The 20,786-nt window shown below is 62.6% G+C and carries 16 protein-coding genes and 4 pseudogenes; 5 read left to right on the top strand and 15 right to left on the bottom strand.

Annotation, left to right across the window (positions count from 1 at the left end; genetic code table 11):
- Positions 1–43: 43 nt before the first annotated feature.
- Positions 44–189, bottom strand: a pseudogene (locus tag ACQPZ2_RS29335) (IS110 family transposase); the annotation flags it as partial.
- Between the two features lie 373 nt (positions 190–562).
- Here ACQPZ2_RS29335 and ACQPZ2_RS29340 point away from each other — a divergent pair.
- Positions 563–1,756 carry an IS110 family transposase gene (locus ACQPZ2_RS29340; protein ID WP_433521422.1) on the top strand — a complete coding sequence of 398 codons (1,194 nt, stop codon included), beginning with the start codon at positions 563–565 and terminating at the stop codon, positions 1,754–1,756.
- Positions 1,757–1,762: 6 nt separating this feature from the next.
- On the opposite strand, the gene ACQPZ2_RS29345 is transcribed toward ACQPZ2_RS29340, so the two are convergent.
- Positions 1,763–2,245: an NUDIX domain-containing protein gene (locus ACQPZ2_RS29345; RefSeq protein WP_433521423.1), complete on the bottom strand. Its 483-nt coding sequence runs from the start codon at positions 2,243–2,245 to the stop codon at positions 1,763–1,765.
- A 458-nt stretch (positions 2,246–2,703) separates the two neighbouring features.
- On the opposite strand from ACQPZ2_RS29345, the pseudogene ACQPZ2_RS29350 reads away from it, so the two are divergent.
- Positions 2,704–2,793: pseudogene (locus ACQPZ2_RS29350) on the top strand (IS3 family transposase); the annotation flags it as partial.
- A gap of 133 nt (positions 2,794–2,926) precedes the next feature.
- Here ACQPZ2_RS29350 and ACQPZ2_RS29355 read toward each other — a convergent pair.
- Entirely contained in the window at positions 2,927–4,192 is a 1,266-nt protein-coding gene (locus tag ACQPZ2_RS29355) for a YncE family protein (RefSeq protein ID WP_433521424.1), read from the bottom strand.
- Between the two features lie 268 nt (positions 4,193–4,460).
- On the opposite strand from ACQPZ2_RS29355, the gene ACQPZ2_RS29360 reads away from it, so the two are divergent.
- From ACQPZ2_RS29360 to ACQPZ2_RS29370, 3 genes and pseudogenes are all read left to right on the top strand, one after another.
- Positions 4,461–5,117 carry a TetR/AcrR family transcriptional regulator gene (locus ACQPZ2_RS29360; protein WP_433521425.1) on the top strand — a complete coding sequence of 219 codons (657 nt, stop codon included), beginning with the start codon at positions 4,461–4,463 and terminating at the stop codon, positions 5,115–5,117.
- A 175-nt stretch (positions 5,118–5,292) separates the two neighbouring features.
- A pseudogene (locus ACQPZ2_RS29365) lies at positions 5,293–5,415 on the top strand (IS5/IS1182 family transposase); the annotation flags it as partial.
- Positions 5,416–5,447: 32 nt separating this feature from the next.
- The gene (locus ACQPZ2_RS29370; RefSeq protein WP_433521426.1) at positions 5,448–6,566 is read left to right on the top strand and encodes a hypothetical protein; all 1,119 of its coding nucleotides are present in this window, start codon (positions 5,448–5,450) and stop codon (positions 6,564–6,566) included.
- A gap of 29 nt (positions 6,567–6,595) precedes the next feature.
- Here the strand turns inward: ACQPZ2_RS29370 and ACQPZ2_RS29375 are convergent.
- The 12 genes and pseudogenes from ACQPZ2_RS29375 to ACQPZ2_RS29430 form a co-directional block, all read right to left on the bottom strand.
- Positions 6,596–7,435: pseudogene (locus ACQPZ2_RS29375) on the bottom strand (IS5 family transposase).
- A gap of 671 nt (positions 7,436–8,106) precedes the next feature.
- Positions 8,107–8,982 carry an NAD(P)-binding domain-containing protein gene (locus ACQPZ2_RS29380; RefSeq protein ID WP_433521427.1) on the bottom strand — a complete coding sequence of 292 codons (876 nt, stop codon included), beginning with the start codon at positions 8,980–8,982 and terminating at the stop codon, positions 8,107–8,109.
- A 36-nt stretch (positions 8,983–9,018) separates the two neighbouring features.
- On the bottom strand, positions 9,019–9,543 hold the full coding sequence (locus ACQPZ2_RS29385; protein WP_433521428.1) for a cupin domain-containing protein: 525 nt from the start codon (positions 9,541–9,543) through the stop codon (positions 9,019–9,021).
- 154 nt (positions 9,544–9,697) lie between these two features.
- Positions 9,698–11,968: an acyl-CoA dehydrogenase family protein gene (locus ACQPZ2_RS29390; protein WP_433521429.1), complete on the bottom strand. Its 2,271-nt coding sequence runs from the start codon at positions 11,966–11,968 to the stop codon at positions 9,698–9,700.
- A gap of 70 nt (positions 11,969–12,038) precedes the next feature.
- A complete protein-coding gene (locus ACQPZ2_RS29395; protein ID WP_433521430.1) occupies positions 12,039–13,403 on the bottom strand; it encodes an aspartate aminotransferase family protein in 1,365 nt (454 codons plus the stop codon).
- 4 nt (positions 13,404–13,407) lie between these two features.
- On the bottom strand, positions 13,408–13,686 hold the full coding sequence (locus ACQPZ2_RS29400) for a ferredoxin (protein WP_433527551.1): 279 nt from the start codon (positions 13,684–13,686) through the stop codon (positions 13,408–13,410).
- Between the two features lie 169 nt (positions 13,687–13,855).
- Positions 13,856–14,533, bottom strand: coding sequence for a GntR family transcriptional regulator (locus ACQPZ2_RS29405; RefSeq protein ID WP_433521431.1), 678 nt, complete (start codon positions 14,531–14,533; stop codon positions 13,856–13,858).
- Between the two features lie 152 nt (positions 14,534–14,685).
- Complete coding sequence (locus tag ACQPZ2_RS29410; protein ID WP_433521432.1) at positions 14,686–15,432, bottom strand: type 1 glutamine amidotransferase; 747 nt, start codon at positions 15,430–15,432, stop codon at positions 14,686–14,688.
- 29 nt (positions 15,433–15,461) lie between these two features.
- Positions 15,462–16,328, bottom strand: coding sequence for a substrate-binding periplasmic protein (locus ACQPZ2_RS29415; RefSeq protein WP_433521433.1), 867 nt, complete (start codon positions 16,326–16,328; stop codon positions 15,462–15,464).
- Positions 16,329–16,366: 38 nt separating this feature from the next.
- The gene (locus tag ACQPZ2_RS29420) at positions 16,367–17,815 is read right to left on the bottom strand and encodes a glutamine synthetase family protein (protein ID WP_433521434.1); all 1,449 of its coding nucleotides are present in this window, start codon (positions 17,813–17,815) and stop codon (positions 16,367–16,369) included.
- A complete protein-coding gene (locus ACQPZ2_RS29425) occupies positions 17,808–19,223 on the bottom strand; it encodes an aldehyde dehydrogenase family protein (protein WP_433521435.1) in 1,416 nt (471 codons plus the stop codon). Before ACQPZ2_RS29425 ends, ACQPZ2_RS29420 begins: the two co-directional genes overlap by 8 nt.
- 76 nt (positions 19,224–19,299) lie before the next feature.
- Positions 19,300–20,529 carry a cytochrome P450 gene (locus ACQPZ2_RS29430; protein WP_433527552.1) on the bottom strand — a complete coding sequence of 410 codons (1,230 nt, stop codon included), beginning with the start codon at positions 20,527–20,529 and terminating at the stop codon, positions 19,300–19,302.
- Between the last annotated feature and the right edge of the window lie 257 nt (positions 20,530–20,786).

The following is a 20,786-nucleotide window of genomic DNA, read 5'->3' on the forward strand; positions in this document are numbered from 1 at the left end:
GGGCTGACGGCGTTTCGAGTGCAGGCGTGTTGGCGGGGCCGGCGAGTTTATCGAACACCGCCCGCAACCGGGACTCGTCGTTGGCAACGGCTTGTCGAACAACCGCTTCCCGGTCGCGTCGAGACCGACCGCATAGTGTTCGCCCTTACCCACATCGACACCACAGAACACGCTGTACGCCTGGGACACTCACCCGATCCTTCGCCTCGCACCAAAACGGCCGCTGGTCGATCTTGGCGTCGGTGTCCGGCACCCACGTTACGAAGAGACCTTTTCCTGGTCTTGCCCCTATCAGCGGTCCATCGACGCCACCAGGACCCGGCGACACCACCCCGTTATCTTCTTCCCAGCCCTTGCTCGAGGGCTACGGTCGCCAGGCCCGGTATGACTTCTTTCCCCTGTCTTTCGCATGATCCGGGGGGTGGTGTCGCCGGGCGCTGGTGGCGTCGACGGACCGCTGATGGGGACAGGGCCGAGGGTAAGTCTCTTCATAACGTGGGTGCCGGGCGTTGACGCTGGATCGGCGGCCGTTCCGGGTTTCGACGCGTAGAGGAACTGCGAAGTGGCACAGGCGTATGCCGTGTTCTGCGGAGTTGACGTTGGCAAGGGCGAACACCATGCAGTCGGTCTGACGGCTGACGGAAAGCGGTTGTTCGACAAGGCATTACCCAACGACGAGACCCGGCTACGCACCGTTTTCGACCAACTCGCCGCCCGTGGGCCGCTGCTGATCGTGGTCGATCAGCCCAACACCATCGGCGCCCTGCCGGTGACCGTGGCCCGTGCCTGCGGCCACGACGTGGCCTACCTGCCCGGTCTGTCCATGCGGCGCATCGCCGATCTCTACCCCGGACAAGCCAAAACCGACGCGCGCGACGCCTACATCATCGCCGACGCGGCCCGGACCATGCCGCACACGCTGCGCCGCGTCGACACCGGAGACGAAGCCCTCACCGAGCTCGGTGTCCTCGTCGGCTTCGATGACGACCTGGCCGGAGAGGCAACCCGCACCAGCAACCGCATCCGCGGCCTGCTCACCAGCATCCACCCAGCCCTCGAACGTGTTCTGGGGCCGCGGATTTCACACCCGGCGGTTCTGGAGATCCTGTCACGTTGCGGTGGGCCCGAAGGCATCCGGGCGGCGGGAAGACGCAAGCTCACCGCGATCGCGACCAAGCACGCACCCCGCATGGGTGCGCGCCTGGTCGATGAGATTTTGGCCGCGCTGCCAGCGCAGACGGTGACAGTGCCCGGCACCAGAGCCGCCGAGGTCGTACTGCCCAAGCTCGCCGATTCACTGAAAGCCATCCTGCTGCAACGGCGAACCATGGCCGCCGATATCGAGAGGATGCTCGAAGACCACCCTCTTTCCAAGGTCCTGACCTCGATGCCCGGCGTCGGCGTCAGGACCGGAGCCCGCATCCTGCTCGAAGTCGGTGACGGCTCCGCCTTCGCCTCGGCCGGCCACCTCGCCGCCTACGCCGGAATCGCACCGGTCACCCACCGCTCCGGCACCTCCATTCGCGGTGAACACCCCGCCCGATCAGGCAACCACAAGCTCAAACGAGCCTTGTTCCTGTCTGCGTTCGCCGCTCTACACGACCCCGCCAGCCGCGCCTACTACACACGGAAACGAGATGAGGGCAAGAAACACAACGCCGCGCTCATCTGCCTGGCCCGCCGCCGCTGCGACGTCCTCTACGCCATGCTCAAGAGCAAGGAGCCCTACCGAATCCCGGAGCCCGCCACGGCTTAACCGGTATCAAGCGACAGCGAAGCCGTCCTCCAGATAGGCCAGCGCGTCCGCGCTCCGAGCGCGGCGCGCTGCTGCCACGCGCCGAGCCAGCAGACCCGGCAGCCGCTTCGAGGCCTCGGCATCATTGCACCACGCCCAACTGCGAAGCTCTTCCGCCTGAAGGGTTATCGCCGCTGTCTGCTCGACACTCAACACCCCGCCGTCATAGACCAGCATCAACCCGTCGGTGGGGTAGAGACCGGGCGGAACCCAATCCACCACCAGCAACCGGCCCATCGGCACGGTCAGGCCGAGTTCCTCACCGACTTCCCGGACAGCCGCGGCACGAGGCGACTCGTTTGCTTCGACGACACCACCTGGCAGTTCCCAATAGTCCTTATACGTCGGCTCGACCAGCAACACCCGGTCCAACTCATCGACGAACAACGCACCCGCCTCCATCCGCTTACGAGGCAGCCTGGCAATGTCTTCAACGCGTTCAGACTCCATGGGGCACAACACTATCCGCCGCCCACCGCCTCACCCTCGACGGCGATAACTCCCGCCTATGGACCAGTGATCCCGCACCGGAACCAGTTGACAAAAACCATAGGGACACCCCCCGGATCATGCGGGAAACAGGGGAAAGAAGTCATACCGGGCCTGGCGACCGTAGCCCTTGTTCAGGGCCACGAAAAAGGTAGCGGGAAGTAGACCTGCGCGGCATGGAATTGAACGGCGCCGGGCAGCTTCGGCTCGAGCATGAGGGCGACCGCTGGGTGTCTGGCGGGTGAGGGGGCGCACCGGCTGCGGGGGTGAGGAGTATCTGAGCTATCTGGCTGATTTCAATTACTCGCCGAAGACGTTGCGTGCCTATGGTTTCGATCTTGTCGTGTTCGGCAGGTGGCTACTCGGTGAGGATCTTGATCTCGATTTCGACAACGCCGTGATCGAGAACTTTCTTCGGCCACCTCAAAGAAGAGTTCTTCCACTACGTCCAATACCTCAGCATCGACGCGCTCGCTACCGTGTTGCACAAGTACGTCCATTGGTACTGACCGAACACATCTCCACAAAGCTCGAAGACCCGAGTCCGGTGCAATACCGGACCCGGGCCCTCGCCACCTGGACTCCTACTTGGCCAGTCCAACAATCGGGGACCAGTTCACTGTGCCCCACCCCTCCGTGAACTCATGCAGCGGGCGATTGCCATCCCGTCAGCAGGTTCCCGACGCGAATTCGTTGCGGATGGTCACCTACTGGGATCGAGGTGATTTTGTTTCCGGTGGCAAAGTCGATCGCGGTCACTTGATCGGCGGCGCTTTCGGAGATCACGCATGCTTTCCCGTCACCGCTGACCGTTGCCCAGTAAGGCTTGGCCGCGGTTACCAGCGGTCCCTCTTGCAGGGTCGCTCGGTCGACAATAGTGGCGTAGTCGTCCATCGTTCCAGCGACGCACAACTTGGCGCCCGACGGGTCCATCGAAAGCCCGTGATGGCGCGAGTCGTTGACCCAGTCCTTCCGGTCGGTGCTGGTCTTCGGGTTCTTCGGCAGCTCTTTGATCCGCAGGATCTTGTCGGAGGCCACGTCGTATTCGACGAAGCCGTTGAAGAACGACACTTGGAAATACAGCTTCGTTTGGTCGGGAGTGAAGGCCACCGGACGCACGGCGTCCGAGAGATCGGATCGGCCGAACGCATCCAGCCGGTCGCGCATGTCGATCGTCCTCACCACCTTGAAGGTGTTGGCGTCCGCGATGGTGATCTTACGGTCGCCCTTAGTGAAGTCCAGTTCCGGATCATCGAGGTCGGTGTTCACATCCCCGATCGCCATGTTCCAGATCTTGCCATCGGCGGTGAAGACGTTCTCGTGTGGCTTGTCTCCAGTGGAGAATTTGCCTAGTTCCTTACCGGTGTTGATGTCGAGCACGTGGACGGTGTTGCTGGTCGATGCGGAGACGGCGACCCGGGTGCCGTCCGGCGATACCGCCATGTGATCGGATCGGTTGCCCGAGACTGGGAATCGCCATTTCATTCTGCCGGTAGCACTGTCGACGGACACGACGTCGGCGAAGCTGGGTCGCGAGACGACGATAGCCGAACCGTCGGGCGTGGTGTACATGTCGTCGATGTACTGGTCGTGCCCCTCGCCGACCGTCTCTCGGATGCCGAGGAAGTACGCGAGTTTGACCGGGTTGAGGTAGATCTCGGCTAGCCGTTTGTCCTTGTCGGGGATGAGATTGATGCGGCCGATCTTGGCGAAGTCTCCGGTGGACTTGATGATGTCGGCGACCCCTTCCCAGTTGTTGCCGACAAGCATTACCTGCCGCAAACCGGGTTCGCCGGCGGCCGAACCGATCTCGTTGGTAAACACGCCAGCCATCAGGATCGCCGCCATGGCCACTGCCGCGCTGCGCCGCACTCGTCTGCGTTGACGAGTCGCTGCTGAAACGCGCATAGAATTCCTCCAGGAAAGTACTGCGGCTGTGGGGCTGGGGTAGGAGCCGCGCCCCGCAACGCTGTGGCCGCCCCGGCAAGGGTGACCACAGCATCCGCAACGATGAACAACAGGGCCCGGCCGGGCGCTAGTGCAGAGCCTTGTGGGCGTCGCGACCCAAGTTTGAATATTTATTTATTCAGACTTGATTGACTGCAGACTAGTCAATCGTGTCGTGGACCACAACCCCTGAGTGCTGGTACCGCTGGGCCCGCAGAAAGGGGAAGACGTGGCCAGGATCGCTTCTGCGACAGGCCGTTACGGTGGCCGACCGGCATCGGAGCGACACGCCGAGCGTCGCGTGCGTCTGCGCGAGGCCGGGCTGGACCTGTTCGGCGCGGGGCCGGGGTATCGCAACAGTCGTTTGGTGGATGTGTGCAAGCGCGCGGGATTGTCCACCCGGCAGTTCTACGAGGAGTACAACACCCTCGAGGACCTGCTGGCCGATCTACATTTGTATGTCAACGACCTGGTCGAACAGCGCTTCATAGACGAGATCGGGCGCGTAGAAGACCTGCCCATCCGCGAACGCGTAGCCCGGATGGTTCACATCTACATCGGCGCTGCCACTGCCGACCGACGTCATACCCGCATCTTGTTCGTCGAAATCGTCGGTGTGAGCGAACGGCTCAACCAGCAACGCCTCGAGCGGCGATCGCGCTGGATCGAGCTAATGGTCGAACTGTACGAGGAAGCACTCCGCCGTGGCAGCAGTGCGCCATTCGATCCTCGGCTCACCGCCGCGGCGTTCGTGGGATCGGTCAATGGTCTTATGCACGACTGGACCGTCGGCTGGGTTGCCGCCACCAGTGATCAGGTCGCCGACGAACTGCAGCGCATGCTGACGGGGAGGCTGGAGTACGGCCACGCCGAGGACCGGTCCTGACTCCATTGATCGCGTTGGTGATGATACCGAATACCTGCCTTCACCGGTGTTCTTGCGAACGACAGCATCCGCAAGCACATACATACCGACCACGCGTTCCTAGGCGCGCCGGACTTAGAGGTCGCACGGATAGGTCACGGTGTGGTGGCGCTGATGTGATGGGCGCGGGTCTTGGCTGATCGAACCGTTGTGGGACCAGTTCGCCGCGCTGCTGCCCGACCGGCCGGTCTTTATAACGGGGCGCATCCGGTGTCACCGCCGCCGGATAGCCGATCGGATCGTCTTCGACCAGATGCTTCCTGACGATGTGTAGTGGCTCATCATGGTGGGATGCCGAATGCTGAAACCCTTGTGCTGTCGCTGACCGGGCCTGGGAGCCACACCGTCGAAGTCCCGGCCGGGCAGGGCAGCCTCAGCATCGGGCCGGTCGTGCCCGGCGAATCCAAGCCGGACGTGGTCGTCGGTCCCGACGATGTGCTCGACTGGTCTACTTTTGATGGGTTCACTGTGCCCGCTGGTTACCCATGGCCGCGGGTCCTGGGCTACCGCGGCAGCGATCTCGGTTTCCTCGCCTGGTCTCGCCAGCGTGCGATCGAGCAGTTCGCGTGGACACCGACGGTCCCGATGACCGTCGACGCCAGCGCGGCCGACATCTGGCGTCTCACCGTCAATCTGCGAGACGCGTTACTGGCCATCGCGCTACCGTCGACGACCGTTGCCTTCACCGCGTGCGGTGAGCTGGCGTTGCTGCATGCAGAATGGACAGCCGTCGGCGCATGCCCAGATCTGTATTTCTACCCCGCCACCCGCGCATCCCGTGACGCCGAGCCGTTGAAGCTGCCGCCGCTGCCGTCCCTAGCCGAGGCCACCTCGATCTACGTTGGCGCCAAACCGCTGCGACAGGCCTTCGACTGCGCGAGCCTGCTGCAGTTCCCGCACCTGACCGAGGTACGGCTATCGGGTCAACTCACCAACCTCGACGCACTCGCCGAACTGTCCCACGTGCAGCGGCTGCAGCTGGGCGACTGCCCTGACCTGACCGGCCTGCCCCGATTGCTCACATGGCCGGGCCTACACGACTTCGACGCTTCAAACATCGCCCAGGAGGCTGGTGGGGACCTGCGGCAGCAGCTCAAGGGCGTCCGCTTGCCGCACGCGTCAGTGACCCGGCTCCGAACCGCTGAGTGGTTTGAGCGGGACTACGGTCTGCCGTTCAGCGGATGGCCGACCGCGACCGCCCGACGCGCGACCAAGGCGTTTCGCGCCGCTGAGGCCGCCGACGACCCCGAGACGGGTATCCGCGCATTCATCCGCGCGATCAACGACCTGCCTGGCATCGAGACGATCGAACGCGAGGACGTGGCCGAGGCAGTCGTCCTGCTGGCAGCCCGCGCAAAGATCGCTGAAGACGTGGCACTGACCTGGTTCGATGCGGACCGCGACTTCTGACTTCAGAAACCCGCGGATTGGAGAGGTGATCACGGACATCGGGGTGGACGGGTGTCCCAGCGGTAGAGGGTCCACGCTTTGCGGATCAGGCTGCGCACGGTGATGATTGCGTCGGCGAGATCGAAGAAGGCGTTGATGACGATCTCGCGCCGCTCGTAGCATCGTTGGAGGCGTTGAACGCGTTGTGCCAGGAGTTCGTGCGCTCAACATGCCAGCGTCGGCTGGCTTGGATGGGTGCTTTCTCGCCCTTGTGGGCGATCTGCCCGTGCAGACCGCGCTCGACGAGTTCGGTACGGGTCTTGCCCGAGTCGTAGCCGGAGTCCAGATGCACAGTGACCTCGACGGGCAGGGGACCCAGATCGTCGAGGGTGTCCAAGGTGGGGCCAGCAGTGGCGAGTCGTGCCGGTTGGCGCCGGACAGTACACGACCTAAGGGGATGCCATAGCCCTCGACGATCAGAGACCGTTTCATACCCTGTTTGCGGCGATCAACCGGGGACGGGCCTGCGCACTCGCCCCCGCCGGGGCCTTGGTGATGCAACCATCCACTGCGATGTCTTCGAGCAGCAGCCCCACGATGCGGTTGTAGGCGTCCAAGGCGATCGTCTTCAGCTGGGCGAAGATACCCAGTTCGATCCATTCGTCGCGGCGGTTGCGGATCGTGATGGCTGAGCAGGTGGTGTCGGCGATGCCCTGGTAGGAGCAGCCGAACCACAGCACCTGCAGCAATTTGTCGAATACGATCCGATCCGGGATGCGACGGCAATGACAACTCAGCGGATGGGTCGGATCGAACTTGGGACGGTCGGGCAGCAGCGCGGCAAACTGGTCCCACAACGGGCTGGTCAGCCATGATGGCAGAGCAGGCACAGGCACTCCTGACGATCACGACGCGTAGACAGCTCCATGATCATCAAAGCCCGTGCCTGCCTTGCCAATACGGTCACAGCACAGCGCCTATCTGCGCGACCTCTTAGTCGTGGGACACATGGCCGCGCGCGGACCTCGAGTGGTGCGGATCGGCGCGTGGATCCGGCTGGACGAGCCCGGTTTCCGGCCGATCTTGACGAATTCTCGGACGCTGTGGGCCCCGGCGATGGTGCCACACCCTATTGGGCACAGCCGGGCAACTGACTCGTTTATCGACGCGGCGACACGACGGACTGACGCCGATCGCCGAGTCCCTGTTCACTGCGCCCGAACTTGCCCCTGGTTTCGGAGACCGGTGACCACACGACCGTAGCCGCGGGCGCGGTCCGTACTCGGCCGGATCTGGTCCGCAGCTCCACGAGCGGATCCCCCTGGGGGCCATATCGGTATCAATGCTTCTGCTCAGAGAGGAGCTTCAGGATACCGACCTTCCATCCGCGCCGCCCGGCACGGCCCCACCGGCTCCTTCGGAATCCGACATCAGGTCCCGAAGTGTCTGTGCCGCAAGGCATCCTCGTTTGGAGTCCGAGGCCCTATTCTCAGCCCTCGGAGGAGCCTGGCCGATCACGTCTGGTCTGCCGTATTCCAACGGTGCTCCGGCGAGCTGACGTTCACCGACCACCGATTGCCGACTCCATTTCTGCCGCCTTGAACATCGCGAAGACGCTCTCATCATGGTGGCCAGCGGCCGAGGCGCGCTCCAAGGCCTGCACTGCAGCACCAATAATTGTTCCGCGGTGATTGACGGCATGCATGGATTCCTGGCACGTCCGAGCACCGTCGAGATAGACCGCAAGCGTTGCCTGGTCGGTAGAATAGTCACCTTTGCGAATAGCATCGACGGACTGATGCAGAGTCTGACCTAGAAGCGCTGTCCAATAGTCGATTGTGGCCTCGACGGCATCGAACTCGATTCCGCGTGATCGCGCGAATGCAAAGGCCTCCATAAAGGCAGCGACCGCCACTATAAAGTACCCGCCGGCGGATACCGCGAAAACGTTCGCAAGTTGCGGTTCATGGCCGAGATAGGAGCATTGTCCAGCGAGACTGCGAAGCAGAGCGTTGTACTCGGCCCAAACCTGGGGATCACCCGAGAGGTTGATGATAGCCTCCACGCTGCCGATAGCTTCGGGATACGCCTCGATCGCGCCGTCGACGTACCTCGCGCCCGCCGCTGAAATGAATTCGCTCAGGGTTCTAGCTTCCTCTGGTGAACCAGAAACCAGATTGACGACGTCGCGGCCTTTCAAAACGCCCACCAATGGCGTAAGCAACGAATGGACGACTGAATAGTCCGACACAGCCAGAACAATCAGCTGCCCGGCAGCTATCGCCTTACCGAGATCGGCTTCGACAGCGACACCGGTTAGAGCTCGAGCTTTGGCGATATCCCGATTCCACGCGACAACCTGATGGTCTGCGTTAGCCAGCGTCCGCGCCAGCGCAGATCCCATCAAGCCGGTTCCGATGACAGTGACAGCCGACATGAGCCATTCCTTCGTGATGTTCGCGCACGAGCGTTGCTATTGGTATTCGGGAAGGTCGGTCGGCAGCATCCCGGGAGGGCCCAAAATAATGATCCCGCGCTTCGCGGCAGCTTCCGTGACTGCGTCCAGATCCGGCGACGGCTGCTCGTCCTCCGTCGGGAGTCGCAGGCCCTCGGCTGGCTTGCCCACGTCATGAACAAACTCATCGAACGGCCCCGTGATCCACCCGAGAATTCGGCTCGGCCGCCCGTCCGGCGAAGAAACCCGGAATGTGTGCGGGATTGCGCGTGGAGCCAACGCGAACTGGCCAGGTCCGAGGTCGATCACGTCGCGGCCCACGTACAACCGCATCCCGCCTTCGAGGACATAGAAGCCCTCATCCTGCTCAGGATGAACATGCAGCGGCGGCATACTTCCATCTGGCGACAGACTTTCGCCGAACGCCAGATGTCCGCCCGTTTCCGCGAAGGACGCGTGCGTCACTTCCAGCGCATCGAAGAACCACCACGCCCGTCCCTCTTCCAGGGCCGTCGACCCGCTCGCATCTGACGTTGCCTGCACCGCTACCTCCTGCATGTTTCGCCGGGCCCCGACATCGAACCCGAAAGAATACCTATAAAAGTAGAATATAATGTATGAAGGGTGGTCAATGGAACACCTTTGCCCACCCAGCTGGCCGAGCAACTCCAGCATTGCCGTGCGCTAGAAGCGCAAGTCAGCTGGCGACCTCGAACTCAGTAACATAGCTCCACACCGAATCGTCCGCCAGAGCCTGCGACCCGATCAGCTCATACCATTGGTTCTCGTCTCCGAACTGGTCTCGCCACGCCGCCAACTGGGCAGTTACGAAATGCAGCGGATACTCGCGTGTGGTGCCGATCGCGCCGTGCACCTGATGGGTGCGTCGGCTCACCTCCAAGCTTGCTTCGCTGGCCATGCCTTTAGCCATCGCCACGGCCGCCGTCGCCGCAGAAGCATTTCCCACACCTCCGGCACGGTTCACCGCAGCAATAGCAAGCCGAACTGCCGCGCGGGCAAGAGCGACCTCTCGCGCGGCAACGGTCAAATGATCACGTACGGCCTGGAAACTGCGGATCGCACGACCGAACTGCTCCCGTTCGCCGGAATACTCGACCGCGAGATCGACCGCCCGCTCCATTGCCCCGACCATCTGTACCGCCCGCGCGAGCGCACCCGAGCACCACAGGGTCTGCGCCGTATTGGCATCCACGGTCGCCCGGGAAGTGAATGTCGCGCCCGTCAGGTCCACATCCTCGCCCCAAACCGACCAGATGGGATCAGCCTTGGCGATCGTGCACGCCGACGTCGGCACGATGCCGACCGACATGCCCGCGGCATCATGTGCCAACACCACCAGATGTTCGGACGCGGATGCGTATGGAACCCCGGCGGCGACGCCGCTCAATGTTCCGTCCGCCCGCACTCGCAGGTGCTCCCCGGCACGTACCGGCGCAACTGTCAGAATGCCATCGGGGACCTCGAGCCCGGCATGACCGAGCAGACTCGGGGCGAGGAAAGCCGACTCGGCAAGCGGAACCGGTGCCGCGTGGTAGCCGATTAGGCGCAGGACTTCGCACACATCGATCGTGGACAGCTCCGGGTCCGCGATGCCTTCCACGAATCCCAGTTCCGCTAAGTGAACCCAGAGATCAGCCGCCCATGTCTGCTTGTCCCAGTGACGCAGCGAATCGAGCGTGACATTTGCCTTCAGCAACTCCTCGACCGCGGGGCCGAGCAATGTCTCGTCCGGCCGGAAGACCGGCGCCCGCAGTTGCTTGCCGATTACGCTGCGCAGGATCTCGCTGGTTCCACCTCGAACGGTGATCATGGGCGACACCGCGAAGCCACGCCGCAAGGTATCCCGCAGCGCTCCGGGACGATGCCGACGCCCCGCATGGTCAGCGCCACGTATCCGTTCGAGCAATGACTGCTCGTATGTCGTGCCTGCGTCCTTCGCCAGCGCTGCCGTCGATGACGCGCTGCTTCCGGCGGCGGCAAGTTCAACCGCGTTCCATGACAGACCGCGGATCGAGGCCAATCTCGTGATCAGTGATCCCAGCGCACCCGTAGCTGCAGTGTCCGGATCATCAACGAGGCTTTCCCGGAATGCCTCCACGACGCTGAGAGTAGAGAGATAGCGGTCGGGCCAGGCACGTTCGTAGCTCAGCTCGGCAGTGATCTGCTTCCAGCCTGATCCCGCTTCACCGACGAGGTTCTCGTCTGGCACGAGCACATCGTCGAAGAACACCTCGCAATATTCATCCATCCCGTCACTGGATGGAATGCGGCGAATTTCCACCCCGGGTGACCCGAGGTCGACCACGAATTGGCTCAGTGCCTCGCCTTTGTCCGCAGCGGGATCGGTACGGCATAGCACCAGCGAATAATCCGCCTGGTGGGCGCGTGTGGTCCACACCTTCTGACCGGAGATTCGCCAGCCTCCCTCGGCCCGCGAGGCGCGGGTGCGAATGGACGCCAGGTCGGAACCGCTGCCCGGCTCGCTCATCCCGAGCGCGAAGGTGAGTTCTCCCCGTGCCATCGCCGGCAGAAATCGCTCCTGCAGCGACCTGCTCGCGAAGGTGAGGAAGTTGCGGCCGACCTGCCGATCGCAGATCCAATGACCGCCGAGCGGAACGCCGCCAGCGAGCAGTTCCTCGGCGATCACCCATTGCTCCTGTACGGAACGAGGGCGACCACCGAACTCCGCCGGTATCGCCGTTCCCGCCCAACCACGATCCGCGAGCCGCCTGCTCATCTCCCCCGACACAGCCGTGTGCGAGTTCGGCATTGCTACGAATTCGCCGTGAATTTTCGCTTGATGAACAAACGCGCGGACCTCCGCCCGCAAGTCAGCGAGTGCGCAGGCGGTGTTCTCCGCTGACGCATCGTGTCCACAAATATTGAACTCCAATTTCACGCACTCCCAGTGAACCAATTGAGTCTGACGGGCCTCAACGACGCCCACGGTGCTGTCTCAGGAAACCGGCCCGCCCACCTTCCAGCCGAAGGCGTCCAGGCCAGCCGGTCGGGCGAGATCACATCGGAAACTCCAGCTCCTCCAGCGCATCACGCAGAATCACAGCGATCGTCGAGATCTCCTCGGGGCCCGCGATCAGCGGTGGCGCCAGGACGATGCACGGATAGCCCGCCCGGTTGTCGACGCGACAGAACAGTCCTCGGCCAGCGATCGCCGGTCCCAGCGTGGCCACCACCGATGTCGCCTCGGCCAGGGACAGTGATCGTCGCGCTGGGTGGCCGAGTTCGATCGAATAGAAGTACCCTTCGCCCCGAATCGCGACCACCGTCGGCAGATCCCGTAGGCCCTCCAAAGCAGCGCGGAACGAGGGCGCGGTCTGCTGAACGTGCTCGATGACGCGTTCGTTCTCGAGTGCGTTGAGATTGGCCATCGCTACCGCGCACGACAGTGGATGCCCGCCAAAGGTAAAGCCGTGCGTAAAGATATTCGCTTCCCGCATGAACGGATCCGCGATGTGATCGGCGGCGATCACCGCCCCCATCGGGGCATAACCACTGGTCAATCCCTTTGCGGTGGTGATGATGTCGGGTTGGAAATCGTAGGCTTGTGCTCCCAACCATGTTCCGAGGCGGCCCCAGGCGCAGACCGTTTCGTCGGAGATCAGGAGGACGCTGTACCGGTCGCAGATCTCTCGCAGCCGGCTGTAGTAGCCGTCCGGCGGGGTCAACCCACCCCCTGCCGACTGCACCGGTTCCAGGATCACTGCCGCGACGCTGTCCGGCCCCTCGGCCTCTATCCGTTCGGCGAATACATCAGCGAAAGTGGCCGGAGCCCGACCCGTTGCCTCCAACTGACGGACATTCGGCACATGGCAGCCACCGGGCATGACCGGTTCGAAAGGCTCTTTGAACTGTGAGATGCCCGTGGCGGCCAATGCCCCCAGAGTCGTGCCGTGGTAGGCATTGTGCCGTGCAATAATCTTGTATTTGCCCGGATTACCGGTGAGCTTGTGATATTGCCGGGCAAGCTTGATCGCGGAGTCGACCGACTCGCTGCCACCACTCGTGAAGAAAGTGCGGTTCATATTCGGGGGCGCGAGCGACGCAATCCGTGCCGCGAGTTCAATCGCGTTCGGATGCGCCGCCGACCAGTTCGGAAAATAGCCGAGTTGGCGGACATGCGCGAGCCCCTCCTCGACGAGATCCGTCCGGCCATGTCCTATATTCACGCAAAAGAGCGATGAGAGCCCGTCGAGCATTCGCCGACCATCCGTGGTCCAGACATGACATCCCTCGCCACGCTCCACAATCATGAACTTGTTTTTGCCACCGGTCCCCTGGCGAGTCATATTCATCCACAGATGAGCACTCGCCAACTGCTCGAGCTGCGCCGTGGAGCGGTGTTCACTCATAGGCCCTCTCATCTCATCATCTCCGGGGCCTGGGCGTAGTTGTGATGTCATCCGCCAGCCGAATTGCCCGCGCTGGACAGGCATCGACCGCAGCCACCACATCTTCGCGGTAAGTTTCCTCGAACTCGCCGACATCCTCAGGCTTGGCGTCCTCCCCAAGCCTGAAGACCCCTGGCGCCATAATCTCGCACTGCCCGTGAGATTGGCAGACACCACGATCGACGACCACCTTCATGTCCACTCTCCTCGTTGCCCTCCAGCATGTCCGGACAGGTTTTCGGCCCCGCAGCCACATGCCCACCGTCGGGCCAGAAATTATAAATTAATATAGTATTAGATGTTACACGAAGTAGAGGCGGGCCTGTCAACCCTCGAGACCGCCGCTGCAGCAGCCCAGATTTCATATCCAATATCGGATACAATTCAGTAGGACATAGGCTCGAGTAGACGGCGGAAGCCTTGGCTCAGACGGCGTGCCTGCCTGCGTCTACGCGCAGCAACAGCCCCAATTGCTCCTCCGAGCCCTGCCTGTGCTCATCCATCAAGGACAGGAGCACTTCGTTTCGGCCTTCACGCAACGCCACGATCATCGCCCGGTGTTCTGCGACGATGCGTGCCCGCGCCGCGGCGTCCTGGAGTGAAACCGCGTGATAGGGCATGGCCCACGCCCAGATTCGCTCGATCTCGGCGACCACCAGGGTCAAAGGACTCAGTCGAAATATCGCAAAATGAAAATCCCTGTTCAACGCTCGCGCGGTACCCAAGTCCAGCGCCTCACCAGCCACTTCGATGTTGTCGTTCAACTCCTCCAGATACGCGAGCAGTGAATCGTCCGCCGGAACCGCCGACGCCAACACCTCCGACTCCAGGAGCCGCCGCATCAGATAGATCTGACTGAATTCGCTCTGGCTGAGACGAGTCACGGCGAAGCCCACATTGTGTTCATGCGATACCAGCCCGTCGGCCATCAGTTGGCGAAGCCCTTCACGGACGGGTAAGCGGCTCACCCCCAGCCGGGTTGCCATCTGTTCCTGCCTGATCTGCTGACCGGGCAATAGCTCGCCGTCGAGGATCATCCCTCTGATCGCTTCCGTCACTCGGCTGACTGCCTGCTCCCCCGCCCCCGGCCGCTTCGCGCTCACCCGAACTCCCTTCCACCTGCGCCCAACCATTACAGACGAGCAGCTTGCCAGCAGGCCAATCCCTACCGCTCCCACGGTCGCACCAATCTCCTTCTGCCTCTGGAGCCGACAGGAAACGCTTCTTGTCGTCGACGGTCATCAGAACAGAACCGTCAGGCCTTCCCCACGATATCCAGAAATCGGCCGCAGATTTGCGCTCCGAGACGGGCCTGGCGCTCTCGAACACGCGGATGCTTCGCGAGTTCGGCGGCATATTGCTCAGAAGTGAGTTCGCCACGGGCCAGCAATCGGTCGAGCCACGTCACCATGAGTTCAGCCGAAACCTCCGGATGGAATTGCGTCCCCCAAACGGGGGCATCATCGAGGCGGAAAGCTTGCAACGACACCTCGTTCCACGCCAGAGCACTCGCGCCCGGCGGAAGCTCGAAGGCGTAGCTGTGTACCAGCACCGTGTCGACCGCGCCGCCCGTTCCCCCGAACAGCGGGTCATCCGCCGCGGCCGCGCCGAATCTCACCTCGCCCCAGCCTGCAGTCGCCACCCGTGCAGGCCCGACGTGTGCTCCGCACGCCTCGGCTATCAGCTGACCGCCGAGACAGACCCCGAGCAGTGGCAGGCGCTTGTTCAGCGCCCGCTCGATGTCCCGCTTCTCCTGACGAAGCCACGGATAGCGGGCCTCCTGGTCGACCTGTGGCCGACCTCCCATCACGATTGCGCCGGCGTATTCGTCGATCGGACGCCGGGGCAAGTCCCCGTCGGCGTACACAACTGTCTCGTAGCAGAGACCGGACTTCTGCAGGATAGGTCCGAATGCGCCGAGCCCACTGCCTGAGGAGCTGTGCAAAACCACGAGCACGGGCGGCTCGGAAATCTCTTCGATTCCCGTCTCAACGTTCTTCACGATGGCCGAGCCGCTCGGAGCCGGCCGTGTCATTTCGGCGGAAAAGTCGCCCGCACAATCTGCGCGATCTCGGGAACTCCCCGGTCGGGATGCGGCTCGGGTGTTGTGAAGGTATATCCCGGAATATTTTCCTTCCAGATTGCTTCGAGACGCCCCGACGCGATGAGGTCCGCGATCGCACCATCGAATCGCTCGCGCAGCGGGGACCCCTTCTTGACCGCGATGGCGTATTGGTTCTCGGTAGCAACGGCGAACGCCGTACGGAAACCGCGCGTTGCATACGCGTCCAGGAAGATCTCATCGTCCACGAGCGAGGCGATCGCCCCGTCGCGCAGGTCATCCAGCATCTTATCGAAGGTGAGGTACTCGACGACCTCGACACCGTCGAGAGCAAGTGCGAGCTTCATGTTCGTCGTGTTCATCAACGCCCCCACGCGCTTCCCGCGCAGATCTTCGGGATGGCGGACGGCACTGTCGTCGCACACGAGCAGGGCTTCGTTGAACAAGCCGTACGGGCGCGTGAAATCCACCACCGAACGACGCTCGGGCAGAACCGCCTGATGGTAGAACACCGCATCGACCTTGCCCGCATTGACCGTTGGATACAGGTCCTTCCAAGGCATAGCCTGCCACTTCAGCGTCAAACCGAGCGATTCAGCGATCGCCTCCGCGATCATCGGCTCCAAACCGACATGCCGGCCATCGGCCTCGATGGCGTGAGTCGGAGGGCTCGAATGTCCTCCGGAGGCGAGCAGGAGTACGCCGGGCTCGATGAGCTCGGTTGAAGGAACTGGTTCAGTCATGTCTTTCCTCAAATCATGAAAACGAGCCGTCTCCGCCGGATAGGCAGGGGCGAAATCCTCCGGCCCCGGCGAGGCTGAGCACGAAGTAAACATGCGCGGCCTCGCCGTCCCCGGATGGCCGAGGAACTAGCTCAGGGCAGATAATTCAGATAGTTCGCGAGATCCCAGTCGGTGATCGCCGCACAGTAGCGATTCCATTCGTCGGTCTTGCAATCGACGAAAACCTGCCGCAGTTCCTGGGGAAGGGCGCCACTGATGACCTCATCGGCCTGGAACACTGACAGTGCATCACCGAGCGTGCGCGGCAGCGCTCCGAACACCGGACGCTCCGCGTCCGATACAGGCTGCAGACCTGTCTGCGGCGGACCCGGATCAGCCTTGGTTGCCCAGCCGGTCACTACCGCCTGAAGCAGGCCCAGATGTGACAAATACGGATTCGCCACAGCGTCGGGCAGACGGACCTCAAGTCGGCCCGGCAATACTCGGATAGCGCACCGCCGATTGTCGTAGCCCCAGTTCGCGGTATCAGGCGACCACGCCGCGTTGGCGTAGCGTTTGTATGAGTTCACCGTTGGTGCGAACAAAGCCATCAGCGCAGGCGCATGTGTGAGGAGCCCGCCCACCGCGGCGAGGCCTTCGGGAGTCAAGTTCTCACGACCCGACACTGCGGGGTCGATGAGGATGTTCTGCCCGTCCCGCCAGAAACTGACGTTGTGATGACAACCGTTGCCCAGGATCCCGGCAGCCGGCTTCGGCATAAACGTCGCGATATACCCGAGTTCACGAGCGACTTGCACACAGATCTGCCGGTATGTTACAAGCCGATCTGCCGTCAGAAGGAAATCGTCATGCTGAAAGTTGCACTCCAATTGGCCGAAATCCTCATAGGCGGCCTGAATCATCTCCAGGCCCATCGCGGTGGCGTATTCGGTCACCTTCTTGAGCACCGGCCGCATATCCTCGGTATGGCCGAAATGATAGGCCGGATTCACATTCTCGGGAAGCAACGCCGAGCGCGAACCCAACTCTTTGATATCCCGAAACCAGCTCATCTCCGGTTCACAACCGCTGACCGCTTTGATCCCCGTTTGCCTCTCCAGTCGACTGAGCGCCAAGGCAAGCAAATGCCTTGTGTCGGTCAGCACCGGCTCACCAGCGCGATCGGCATCCTCGAGAAGCCGGTAGTGCCAGCAGCGCACTCGCGCGAACTCCGGATCCCATGGGAGGACGGCCAGAGTGCTCAGGTCCGGGACCATCACCCCTTCGACGCCGGTCTCGCCACCTTCGCCGAAGACCTGTCCATTCAGTCCGGAAGCAAATCCGCCAGCAACGTTGTAGCCGAGCCGAAGGCCCTTGTGGGCGGCTTCGGGCCACAAGTGCGTCGGAATCACCTTGCTCAGGACTCGCCCTTGCAGGGTGACATATTCGAAGTGGATGTGCTTGATCCCACGGGCTTCCAGATCACGGTGCATTGCCGAGATCTCCGCAACGCGGCCGAAATCGTCGTAAAGCTGCCGCAGGTTCGGCAGTTCGCCGAATCCGATCACATCGGTGACTTCCTTGTCGATGGCCTCAGTCATAGTACGACCAGATCCGCTTGAACTGCGAGAACTCGTCCAGTGCGCGACCCGAACCCTCTTTACCGTAACCCGACTGTTTGAATCCACCATTCGGGGTGTCGATGGTCGTAGCGAGATGCTCGTTTACCCAGACTGTGCCGAATTCCAAGTTGCGGGCCATGCGCATAGCTCGTGACGCATCCGCGGTCCATACCGACGCCCCGAGACCATATTCGACGTCGTTCGCCCAGGCCGTCACCTGCTCTTCGTCCGAGAATCGCTGCAGCGTCATCACCGGGCCGAAAATCTCGTCCCTGACGATCTCATCGTTCTGATTCACATCCGCTAGGACGGTCGGCTGTACGAAGAATCCCTTGTCACCATACGCCTTGCCACCTTGCAGGACAGTGGCGTGCGAGGCGCGGTCGAGCATTCCGAGGACGCGGTCTCGGTGGCGCTGAGAGATGAGCGGCCCCATGCCGGTTGCCGGGTCACGCGGATCACCCACGCGCACCGCACCGATCGCGGCCGCAACGCGCGAGGCGAGCTCATCGTAGATACGATCAGCAACGAGCACACGCGTCGACGACAAGCACACCTGTCCCGCATTCTTGACCGCGGCACGGACGGCACGGTCGACGAATCGATCCAGGTCCGCATCCTCGAAGACCACCACTGGGGAATTGCCGCCGAGTTCCAGCACCATGCGCTTGAGGCTGTCGGAGGCCTTGCGAGCAAGCACCTTGCCGGTCGCGATGCCACCGGTCAACGACAGGAGCCGCACCGCAGGATGCTCCATCAGGAGGCCGCCGGTCTCCGGGCCGTCACCGGTCACCACGTTGACCACGCCTGGAGGGAAGATCTCCTGGGCGAGCGCGCCGAGCATGAGTGTGGTGAACGGAGTCATCTCCGAAGGCTTGAGCACCACGCAGTTGCCGGCAGCGAGCGCGGCACCGAGCTTGTTCGCGCCATTCATCAGCGGGAAGTTCCAGGCCGGAAACAACCCCACGACACCGATAGGCTCACGCCGTACGATGGTCGCCGCGCCACCCCGGTGCTCACCGTATGAGCCTTCCGCACACCGCGCGGCTCCCGCATAGAATCGCAGGTCGTCGACGGCCTCCTCGATCTCGAAGGGGACTTCGCTGAGGGGTTTGCCATTGTTGAGCGACTCGATCTGAACAAAGTCGTCCTTGCGACTCTCCAGCAGGTCCGCGAACTTCAATAACAGCCCCGACCGCTCGATCGCAGTGCGCTTCTTCCAATCCTTGAATGCTTCACTGGCGGCATCAACAGCCGCGTCGATGACCGAGGCCTCGGCTGCGCCGAGCTCGCCGACTTTTTCACCGGTGGCGGGATCGTAGGCAACCTGAGCGGTTCCCTGACCGTCTAGCCATTTGCCGCCGATCAATTGGCCCGCCGGGACCAATTCGTTGAGTTTGGAAATCGTGGTAGTCACTGCTATGTCTTTCCTCTCCTAGTCGCTTTTTGCAGCCGACATGCCATCAGGCCGCGGGCGCGGCATCGAATGCGATCGGCAGTTCGATCGGCCCTCCGACACCGCTCCACGGCCGGAAGATTGCCGGGCCATCGGCACGCAGGTTTCGCAAACGTTGCGCCAAGACTGGGAGCGCCGCACCGATATCCGTCCTGGCGAGAAGGTGGCCCACACAATGGTGCGGCCCCGCACCGAAGGTCAGATGCTGCGGATTCTCCGCGGAGATATCGAAGGGGCCATCGGCACCGACGCGCGGGTCGGTGTTCGCCGGCTGGGTCATGAGATGGACCGTGGTGCCTTCGGGGACTTCGAGGCCACCGATGACCATGTCCTCGGTCACGTGCCGGGTGATCCACAGTACGGTCGGCCTGATCCGCAATACCTCCTCGGTGGCCCGCGGCGCCAATTCCGGGCGCTCGGCCAGCAGATCCCATTGATCGGGGTGTTCCAGGAACACGCTCAGCGCGATTCCCAGCTGATTCTTTGTCGTATCCAACCCACCGAAGATCAGATCAACGATGAAGATGCGCAGTTCCTTCTCGCTCAGTTCGCCGTTGTCATGCGCAGCAACGAGCGACGCAATGGCGGTCTCCTGCGCATTGCGGCGCGTGGCATCGACCAGGTTGTCGGCGAATTCGTACAGCTCCGCAAGGGCTGCCTCGACGCGCGGTAGCTCCGCGGCGACCTGTACCCCGAGCGACAGCGCGAAGTCACCCGCCATCCGCTGGAGGTCGCGCCAGATTTCGTGGTTCTCCACACCGAGCAGCTGCAGGAGTATCCGTGCAGAGAACTCCTCGCAGAAGTCGCCGATGAACTCACAGCGGCCGCGCGCGGCGATGCGGTCGATCAGCTCATTGGTGAGGGAACGAAATCCCGGCTTGAGCGACTCGATCGTCGCTGGCGCGAAGATCGGATTCGCCAGTCGGCGCAGTCGTGCGTGCGCCTCACCGGATTTGGCAACAAAGCCGCTGGCCCAGAAGTCCACCACGGGACTGTCAGCGGGGACACCATTCTCCAACGGCCACGTGGACAGTCCCTGACGCATCCGCCGGTCGCGCAGAAGGCTCCGGACTTCTTCATAACGCAGGGCCGCGATGCCGTAGTTGGTCTGCGCGTACCAGTTCTGCTCGCGACCGGAGCGAACTTGCTCGGACAGCACAGAAAACGACGGATCCGACATCTCGAAGTAGGCGGCGTCGCCCTCAGTCCTGATTTCTGCCGACACAAGTTCCTCCATCACGCTCTCAGAATACATCTAACTACAGATGTATCGTGATTTTGTGCGCATGTCAAGGGAGCGCCGACGCCAACGACCTCGACACACTTCAGACAAGAAAACGGCGCCCGCCGCCGGAGCAGCCCAGGACACCCGGCACGGCGGGCAAAACCTCGAATTTGTCCGGCATCCTTCACGGGAGGGCGCCGCGGCGGCACCCACAGTCGTCATCCGACAATCGGGCTGCGATCGCCGCACGGTGGGCGACGCCGGTCGTA

Origin of the sequence: Nocardia pseudovaccinii, from assembly GCF_050942345.1 — a bacterium.
Taxonomy (GTDB): domain Bacteria; phylum Actinomycetota; class Actinomycetes; order Mycobacteriales; family Mycobacteriaceae; genus Nocardia; species Nocardia pseudovaccinii.